The following is an 8215-nucleotide window of genomic DNA, read 5'->3' as shown; positions in this document are numbered from 1 at the left end:
CACCCGTTCCCATCCCGAACACGGAAGTTAAGCCCTCCAGCGCCGATGGTACTTGGGGCGCAGGCCCCTGGGAGAGTAGGACGTTGCCAGGCAATTCAACAGCCACCCATTCCGGGTGGCTGTTTATTTGTATTTACATTTATGGGATTTATTTTTTTGTTTTCATTATCGAATGCAGTGAATATAATAAAGTATTCCCTTGACCAGTGCCAAAAAAGGAACGTAACTGAGTAAAAGCCATTCCGCTATATTTTTGGCCATGGTTCGGATTCCCGCCTTCCCTTACTTGATTGATGTCCAAGTAGACTCTGATTCGGAAGCCTTTTTGTTTTTCCCAGATGGTTCCCGTGGTATACTGAAATGGTACATAAACGACAATGGTGAAAATTGTTGGGTATAAACAAGGGCAAATCCGGGAACAATGACTAAAAAAATGAAGAGGTGGGTCGATCTTGCAGCAGAGAAATGATCGGATCCGCTGTATCGTATGCAATGAATGGCAAGAAGACGGAATTGAGGTACTTGATGAGTTTATCTGTGAAAGCTGTGAACAGGAAATTGTCAAAACCGATGTAAAAGATCAGAAATATCCGTACTTTGTCACACGTCTCAGAAATCTCTGGACGCATGGACAAAGTCCGATGAAGCGGGGACTGTAGACAGTCCTCGTCTTCATTTTTTGGGGGAGGAGAAAGAAATGAAAGATCAAACAGAAGCTCCTTTGTTTCAAGCCCTTCTTCATCATAAAAATGAGATGGAAGGGAATTTTCATGTTCCAGGTCATAAACAAGGACAAGCTTTTGATGTTCAGGGGAGGAAGTGGTTTAAGGATATTCTGTCTGTCGATCTGACGGAGGTAGGAGAATTGGATGATTTACATGATCCTTCGGGTGCTATTCTTGATGCACAAACATTGGCTGCCGAGGCTTTTGGAGCAGACCAGACTCATTTTCTCGTCGGTGGGAGTACAGCCGGCAATTTAGCATTGATTCTCGGTACTTGCCGCGCAGGGGATCGGCTCATTGTTCACCGTAGTTCCCATCAATCCGTATTTCACGGGTGTATATTGGCAGGGGTTCGACCGGTATTCCTATCCGGGAGAGGTCATGAACCGTTGGGAGGGCAGCTTCAAGCTACTGACTTGGAGAACATGCTGTCCCGTTATCCGGAAGCAAAAGGGGTGTTGATTACCAGTCCGGATTATTTTGGCAGGGTACAGCCTGTATCCGATTTGTCAATGGTTTGTCAACGGTTTGGAGTGCCATTGATGGTAGATGAAGCGCATGGAGCTCATTTTGGCTTTCACCCTTCCCTGCCAAAAAGCGCGCTCAGGATGAATGCCGATGGAGTGGTTCAATCCACACATAAAATGTTACCGGCCATGACGATGGCTTCCATGCTTCATTTGCAAGGAGACCGATTGGATCGGGAACAAATCAGCTATTGGTTAAAAGTAATTCAATCGAGCAGTCCTTCCTATCCTTTAATGGCTTCACTGGATCTTGCCCGAAGGTTTTTGGTCCAAGAGGGAAAAGTTCAATTGCAGCGGATTATTGAAATGATTTCCCAAATGAGAAAAAAGATATGGAATTTGGAACAGTTGACAGAGGACTGGGTTCCCGGAAGCGATCCGCTGAAAATTTGTATTCGTTCTCGGAAATCCATTTCCGGCTATCGTCTGTTGCAATGGCTGGAAGATCGGAAACATTCTATGGAAATGGCGGATCATGAGAAAGTACTGGCTGTCATGACAGTGGGAACCAATCAGGATGATGTGGATCGCTTGACGGATCTTCTTTATCGATTGGATCGGGAGATGGTAACGATGGAAGAAAATCAACCGATCTCCATTCCTGAAAATCCCTGGTGGAGTGAATGTGCTATTTCTTTGGATCAACTGAGGATGAAGGAAAATGAACGTGTGTCTCTGGATCAGGCAGTAAACAGAATTTCTGCTGCAATGGTGACTCCCTATCCACCGGGAATTCCGCTTGTATTACCGGGAGAAACGTTTACCCAAGAGAAGGTGACGCAGATTCGCCATGTTCTTGACCACGGGGGACGCGTTCGCGGATTAACCTGTGGTTTCCCCCCCAAGGTGTCCGTGATACAATAAAAAGCAAATCGATGTTGGAGGAGCTTTTGTGAAAGGGTTGTTTATTACACTGGAAGGACCGGAAGGAGCCGGAAAGTCTACTCAGCTTAAACAGTTAAGTCAGCGCTTTAAAGCCAGTGATATTCCTGTGTTGACGACCAGAGAACCGGGAGGAACGATGATCGGGGATCGAATTCGGGAGTTGTTGCTTGACCCCGCTATATCCGGAATGACTCTCCGAACCGAGATATTGCTATATGCCGCTTCCAGAGCCCAATTGGTCAATCAGGTGATTCACCCCGCTCTGGAAAAAGGCATAACAGTAATATGTGACCGATATGTAGACTCCAGTCTGGTTTATCAGGCATTTGGAGCGTCAGGAAATCTGGACGAAGTGCTTCAGGTGAACAAAATGGCTACAGGTGGCTTAATACCCGACCGAACCTATCTTTTGGATCTGCCCCTGGAAGAGGGTTACAGGCGTTTAAAAGGACGGGGGGGCCATATGGATCGGATGGAAATGAAAGGGGAAACCTTTCACCGACAGGTTCGTGAAGGTTTTTTGCACCTCGCACATCAGGAACCGGACCGGTTTTGTCTGATTGATGCCAGATTATCTGCAGATCAAGTGTGTAATCAAATGGTTCAGGATTTAAAAAGACGTTTTGCTATTAATCTCCGATAGGGGAGGGTCATACGGGATGAAGATGATTATTGCGGTTGTGCAGGATAAAGACAGCAATCGACTGTCTGAGGCTTTGGTAAAGGAAAATATTCGTGCAACAAAGCTAGCCAGTACAGGGGGATTCTTAAAGTCCGGCAATACCACATTCTTAATCGGAGTCAGAGATGATCAGGTGGATTCTGTATTGAAGCTGGTCAAGGAAAATTGTCAATCCCGAAAGCAAATGATGGCTCCTATGTCCTCCATGGGAGGAAATGCCGATTCGTATGTTCCATATCCTGTGGAGGTGGAAGTGGGCGGTGCCACGGTTTTTATCTTGCCCATTGATCGGTTTGAACAGTTTTGAACGCGGAGGATTTGGCAGATGTCTTTTGAACGAGTAAAGGGGCAGAAACGAACCATTCAACTGTTGAAAAATGCATTAGAGATCGGTCGGGTAGCCCATGCATACTGTTTTACCGGGCCAAATGGAACAGGGAAAGAGACAGCAGCCATTGAGCTGGCCAAAGCGCTCAATTGTGAAACAAATGTGGGAGAGGCCTGCGACGATTGCCGTTCCTGCCGTAGAATTTCCCATGATAATCATCCAGATATTGTTCGTTTAAAACCTGACGGACAGAGCATAAAAATCGGGCAAGTGCGTGAATTGCAACAAAGGTTTTCGTATACTTCATCGGAAGGAACAACGCGTGTTGTCATATTGCGAAATGCTGAGAAACTGACGCTGCAAGCGGCGAATAGTCTGCTGAAATTTTTGGAAGAGCCTGTTTCCCGCATGGTCGCTATTCTTTTAACGGAAACGGCTCACGCTCTATTGCCGACCATTCGGTCCCGCTGTCAGATTTTACATTTTTCTCCCCTTCATCCCACCCGGATAGAAGAAACCTTGATTCAAGAAGGATTGGACCCAAACATCAGCCGGATTGTTTCCCATCTTGCCACCAATGTGGATGAGGCTCGTCAGTTGGCTGAATGTGACGAGTTTGCCCCGCTTTGTGAACGAATGGTAGAATGGAATGGGGAGATCGCTTCCGGAAAATCGGACCCCTTGGTTGAGATCCAAACCAAATGGATGGTAAGAGAGTCAAAACAGGAGGAGATAGAACAGTTATTGGATCTGTCTCTTTTGTGGCTGAGGGATCTTCTTCATTATAAATTGGCAACCAAGGAAGAATACGTTTTTTCCGGATGGAAGGATTCCCTCCGGCGCCAGGCGTCTCAGTGGACCTTGGCCAACCTGATGAGTGCGATGGATAAAGTGATCCAGGCTCGGAAGGCTTTGGCTGGTTCCGTTCAACCCCAGGCGGTGCTGGAACAAATGGTACTGGCCATGCAAGGGGGATTCAATCATGATGTCAGTCGTAGGAGTCCGTTTCAGGCAAGCGGGTAAAATATACTATTTTGATCCCGGGAACCTCGAAATCAGGAAAAATGACCCGGTTATTGTGGAAACGGTTCGGGGAGTTGAGTTTGGAACGGTTGTCACCGGGATTCGTTATGTCACGGAAGATGAAGTGGTTCTTCCCTTGAAACAGGTGATCCGGATCGCCACATCTGAAGATGTGAAGCAGGTGAAGGAAAATCAGCGGTTAGCACAAGAGGCACTGGCCACTTGTCAGGAAAAAATAAAATCCCATGAACTGGAAATGAGATTGGTGGATGGGGAATACACCTTTGACCGGAACAAGGTCATCTTCTATTTTACCGCTGACGGCCGGGTGGATTTTCGAGAACTTGTCCGTGATCTGGCCTCCGTATTTCGAACCCGGATTGAGCTTCGCCAGATTGGGGTTCGGGATGAGGCCAAGATGTTGGGAGGCATTGGACCTTGTGGTCGTGTCCTTTGTTGTTCATCCTTTCTCGGTGATTTTGAACCGGTTTCCATCAAAATGGCGAAAGATCAGAACCTTTCTCTCAATCCGGCGAAGATCTCAGGCCTTTGTGGCAGACTGATGTGTTGTTTAAAATATGAAAATGACACCTATGTAGAGGCCAAGAAAAAAATGCCGGATGTGGGTACCAAAGTGATCACACCCGAAGGGGATGGTCGAGTGGTGGTACTCAATCTTTTGGAACGTCGGGTACAGGTGGAACTGTCCGAATCAGGGCAGACCGTGGAGCATCCGGCGGAAGTTGTCAAGGCCCAGGTCTAAACCTACGGGAAAGCCTTGGGTGATCCTGAAGAGACAGCGGGTGATTTGAGGTGGGGGGCTTGGACAAACAGGCCATTTTATCCCGGATGACCCAGATCGATGATAAAATCGGGGAATTGTATAAAGAATTAGGTGGACTGAAAGAGCAAATCGTACAGATGCTGGAAGAGAATACCCGTCTGGTTTTGGAAAATGAAGCGCTGAAGGAGCAACTGCTGGAGCAACAAAACTCCAGAGAACAATCGGATGATCCGGACCCCGGTGATAAAGCTGGAGAAGGACATGACAACCTGGCTCGACTCTATCATGAAGGTTTCCACATCTGCAATGTGCACTATGGCAATTTGCGCAGCAATGAAGACTGTCTGTTTTGTCTCTCGTTTTTGAGTAAAACATCCCAGGAGGAAAAATAAAGTGCCGGAGATCCGGCACTTTATTTTTCAGTTTAAAACCGTTAAGCGGACGGATTGGATGGGAAAGATGGAAAACAACAATTATACCGTATATATTTTGGAATGCAGTGACGGAACGCTGTATACAGGGATTACAAACAACCTTTCCAGGAGAATGAAGCAACATCAGGATGGGACTGGAGCCAAATATACGAGAGGGCGCGGACCGTTTGTCCTGAGATGGACCGAGGAAGGACTCAATAAATCCCAGGCACTTTCCAGGGAACGGGAAATTAAGCAAATGGATCGAAAACGAAAAATGGCGTTAATCGGAAGGAGAAAGGCGGATGAAACGTCAAAAGAGTTTTGAATGCAATGAAGGGGTTTTATACATTGTGGGGACACCCATTGGAAATTTAGGAGATATCAGTGAGCGTGCAAAGGAAATACTGGGATCAGTGGATTTGGTGGCTTGTGAGGACACCCGGCATACGCGAAAGTTGCTTTCTCATTTGGAGATCTCGGTGTCCGTGATCAGCTATCATGAGCATAATCGATTTTCCCGCCTCCCCAGTTTGATAGAAAGGTTGCAAAAGGGAGAACACATTGCCTTGGTAAGTGATGCAGGGATGCCAGGAATTTCTGATCCGGGAGAGGAGCTGATCAAAGAAGCGATCCATATGGAAATTCCCGTGATCCCTGTACCTGGACCCAATGCAGCACTGAGTGCCGTGGTGGTTTCAGGCTTCCCTGTGCAGCCTTTTCTGTTTCTTGGCTTTCTCCCCCGAAATCAAAAGAAACGGATCAAAGCGTTAAAACAGTGGGAAAAGACTCCTGCCACGTTGGTCTGTTATGAGGCACCTCATCGAATCCGTGCCATGTTAAAGGATGTTTTACACGTCATGGGGGATCGAAGGATATCGATTGCCAGAGAGATGACGAAAAAACATGAAGAATGGCTGAGAGGAACGGTGTCTGAGTGTATTCAACAGATTGAAAAGGATGCGCTCAAAGGGGAGCTGACAGTGGTGGTGGAAGGAGCTTCTTTACATGAAAAAGAGGAAAGCGAGTCAGTGGAATCCTGGTGGGAATCCCTTACATTGAGTGAGCATGTGAATTGGCATATAAATCGTGGAAAAACGAAAAAAGAAGCGATTAGGATTACAGCAGAAGAGCGTGACCTTCCCAAACGGGAGGTTTACAATGATTATCATCGAAATGAGATGTGATAAAATATACCGCTCTTAAAAAGCTTCCATGACGAAAAGGACCTCTGTCAAAGAGGTCCTTGAGGCATAAATACAGATAATATTTGAAAGTTAGGCCAATTTATATGTGTTTATAACTGCCTGCATTCCAAAGTCTTAAGCCTTGACGCCTTCTTCTTCCTTCAACAGTTGATACATTTCTTCAATGCATTTTTTGCTGACGACTTTGCTTTTGTAACGTACAGTTTCATCCACTTCGCCGGTGAAGATGCAAGCAGGTTCGTACTTTTTCAGCACAATTCGTTCCCCGTCGACATAAATTTCAAGAGCGTCCTTTTCTCCAATTCCCAGGGTGCGACGAAGTTCAATCGGAATGACCACACGACCCAATTCATCAACTTTGCGAACAATTCCGGTAGATTTGAGCATTGCGAATATCCCCTCTCAATTTTTTTATCTGTTTTTTAGTCTTGGTCTCCAAGCCGTCAAATTTCGACAATGACAGCTTAAAAACATCATACCAACGATTCCCATAACAGTCAATAACACTGTTTGTATAAACATAAGGAGATTTTTTAACATCACTTCGTCTGAGAAAACAAATCCAAGGATTCCAGACCAATCATGGCTCTCTTTTCGAATCGGGGTGCCGGAAGGATTTTTTTCTTGTACACTTAGAAAGAAATGGTTGTCTGATTGAGACAGAAGGGAGGGAGATGCATTGCTTCCCGTATCGGAAGAGTTAAAACAAAAGCTGGAAGAAGCGAATCGGGATCTCAGAAATGCTTATTCCAATGAGGTGTTTCATACATCCAGTATTCGCAAGCGGTTGGAATCCATCGGATCGATTCTTCCTCTCCAGAAATGGAAAGGGGAAGAAATGAAGGAATGGCTGAATGGGCGTTGCTTGGTGGGAGTGGATGGATCGGTAAACTCCACTCCGGGTGCAGATCCACATATTCTTTCCATTTTTCAGGCTTTGGCTAAAAGTACACAGGGAGAAGAACATTGGGCTGCGGATCTCTATACCCCGCTTTTGGACAGGGAAATGGATTCTGAAGATGGAGTGTTGGCACGGGAAGCGAAAAATCGGGGGCGAATCCTCGCTGGGTTGGAGATTCAGGTGGCTCTGGAAGCGGTCCGCCGTTGGAAGCCTCGCGTGGTGTTAATGGATGGATCACTCCTTCACTTTCGAATTGATCAAGCTCAGGCTTGGGAACGGTTGGTTCAGGAAGCAGAACAGTCAAATGTCCTTTTAGCAGGGGTTTCCGAAGAGATCGGAACCAAGGGGTTGGCACGGAGTCTGTTTCCCGAACGGGATCACTACTCGGACAGAGATATTCTGTTTGGAACGATGAAACCAGGGGAAGTTTACTTTTCGTCACAGATGGACCCGGTTGGAACAGGCCTGTGGAAGGCGGTGCTATGTCCTTCCCGGAATCCACAACCGGTCGGTGTAGATGGATTGGAGAGTCAGTCCGAAGCAAAGGAAGAACTGATTCGTCTCATATACAGCCTAACTCCCGTTCAGGGGAGGGGGATTCCTCTGTGGTTGGATATTGTGGATCGGGAGGTTCGAGTGACAGACTCGATGGTGGCGGCTTTGGTGGAACAACATATTGACCCGGATCTGCGTCATCGTCTGTTGGTTCCCAAACGAAGCGACCGGGTGTTGTAACATC

At 46.7% G+C, this 8215-nt stretch carries 11 protein-coding genes and 1 rRNA gene; 11 read left to right on the top strand and 1 reads right to left on the bottom strand.

Annotation, left to right across the window (positions count from 1 at the left end; all coding sequences use genetic code 11):
• From rrf to rsmI, 10 genes are all read left to right on the top strand, one after another.
• Positions 1-92, top strand: a 5S ribosomal RNA gene (rrf, locus tag FN782_RS12500); the annotation flags it as partial.
• A gap of 360 nt (positions 93-452) precedes the next feature.
• Positions 453-659: a sigma factor G inhibitor Gin gene (locus FN782_RS12495; protein ID WP_185956273.1), complete on the top strand. Its 207-nt coding sequence runs from the start codon at positions 453-455 to the stop codon at positions 657-659.
• A gap of 38 nt (positions 660-697) precedes the next feature.
• Positions 698-2116, top strand: coding sequence for an aminotransferase class I/II-fold pyridoxal phosphate-dependent enzyme (locus FN782_RS12490; protein ID WP_142506131.1), 1419 nt, complete (start codon positions 698-700; stop codon positions 2114-2116).
• Between the two features lie 28 nt (positions 2117-2144).
• A complete protein-coding gene (gene tmk / locus FN782_RS12485; protein ID WP_142506130.1) occupies positions 2145-2780 on the top strand; it encodes a dTMP kinase in 636 nt (211 codons plus the stop codon).
• Positions 2781-2796: 16 nt separating this feature from the next.
• Positions 2797-3126 carry a cyclic-di-AMP receptor gene (locus tag FN782_RS12480; protein WP_142506129.1) on the top strand — a complete coding sequence of 110 codons (330 nt, stop codon included), beginning with the start codon at positions 2797-2799 and terminating at the stop codon, positions 3124-3126.
• Between the two features lie 18 nt (positions 3127-3144).
• Complete coding sequence (gene holB, locus FN782_RS12475) at positions 3145-4170, top strand: DNA polymerase III subunit delta' (protein WP_142506128.1); 1026 nt, start codon at positions 3145-3147, stop codon at positions 4168-4170.
• Positions 4130-4933: a PSP1 domain-containing protein gene (locus FN782_RS12470; RefSeq protein ID WP_142506127.1), complete on the top strand. Its 804-nt coding sequence runs from the start codon at positions 4130-4132 to the stop codon at positions 4931-4933. Before holB ends, FN782_RS12470 begins: the two co-directional genes overlap by 41 nt.
• Positions 4934-4992: 59 nt before the next feature.
• The gene (yabA, locus tag FN782_RS12465) at positions 4993-5346 is read left to right on the top strand and encodes a DNA replication initiation control protein YabA (RefSeq protein WP_142506150.1); all 354 of its coding nucleotides are present in this window, start codon (positions 4993-4995) and stop codon (positions 5344-5346) included.
• A 1-nt stretch (position 5347) separates the two neighbouring features.
• Positions 5348-5695, top strand: a complete 348-nt coding sequence (locus tag FN782_RS12460; RefSeq protein WP_342778393.1) for a GIY-YIG nuclease family protein — start codon at positions 5348-5350, stop codon at positions 5693-5695.
• Positions 5673-6554 carry a 16S rRNA (cytidine(1402)-2'-O)-methyltransferase gene (gene rsmI, locus FN782_RS12455; RefSeq protein ID WP_142506126.1) on the top strand — a complete coding sequence of 294 codons (882 nt, stop codon included), beginning with the start codon at positions 5673-5675 and terminating at the stop codon, positions 6552-6554. Before FN782_RS12460 ends, rsmI begins: the two co-directional genes overlap by 23 nt.
• A 135-nt stretch (positions 6555-6689) precedes the next feature.
• Here rsmI and FN782_RS12450 read toward each other — a convergent pair whose 3' ends face one another.
• Positions 6690-6962, bottom strand: coding sequence for an AbrB/MazE/SpoVT family DNA-binding domain-containing protein (locus FN782_RS12450; RefSeq protein ID WP_142506125.1), 273 nt, complete (start codon positions 6960-6962; stop codon positions 6690-6692).
• 292 nt (positions 6963-7254) lie between these two features.
• On the opposite strand from FN782_RS12450, the gene FN782_RS12445 reads away from it, so the two are divergent.
• Positions 7255-8211, top strand: a complete 957-nt coding sequence (locus FN782_RS12445; protein WP_142506124.1) for a DNA double-strand break repair nuclease NurA — start codon at positions 7255-7257, stop codon at positions 8209-8211.
• Positions 8212-8215 lie beyond the last annotated feature (4 nt).

Origin of the sequence: Melghirimyces algeriensis, from assembly GCF_900182565.1 — a bacterium.
Lineage (GTDB): Bacteria > Bacillota > Bacilli > Thermoactinomycetales > DSM-45169 > Melghirimyces > Melghirimyces algeriensis.
The sequence above is the reverse complement of the archived record's forward strand: the minus strand, read 5'-3'. Positions and strand labels throughout refer to the sequence as shown.

What these genes read in the sequence shown, in the direction of transcription:
- FN782_RS12470 (WP_142506127.1), top strand. Translation starts at nt 4,130, where the DNA reads ATGATGTCAGTCGTAGGAGTCCGTTTCAGGCAAGCGGGTAAAATATAC.
- FN782_RS12490 (WP_142506131.1), top strand. Translation starts at nt 698, where the DNA reads ATGAAAGATCAAACAGAAGCTCCTTTGTTTCAAGCCCTTCTTCATCAT.
- holB (WP_142506128.1), top strand. Translation starts at nt 3,145, where the DNA reads ATGTCTTTTGAACGAGTAAAGGGGCAGAAACGAACCATTCAACTGTTG.
- rsmI (WP_142506126.1), top strand. Translation starts at nt 5,673, where the DNA reads ATGAAACGTCAAAAGAGTTTTGAATGCAATGAAGGGGTTTTATACATT.
- FN782_RS12480 (WP_142506129.1), top strand. Translation starts at nt 2,797, where the DNA reads ATGAAGATGATTATTGCGGTTGTGCAGGATAAAGACAGCAATCGACTG.
- FN782_RS12450 (WP_142506125.1), bottom strand. Translation starts at nt 6,962, where the DNA reads ATGCTCAAATCTACCGGAATTGTTCGCAAAGTTGATGAATTGGGTCGT.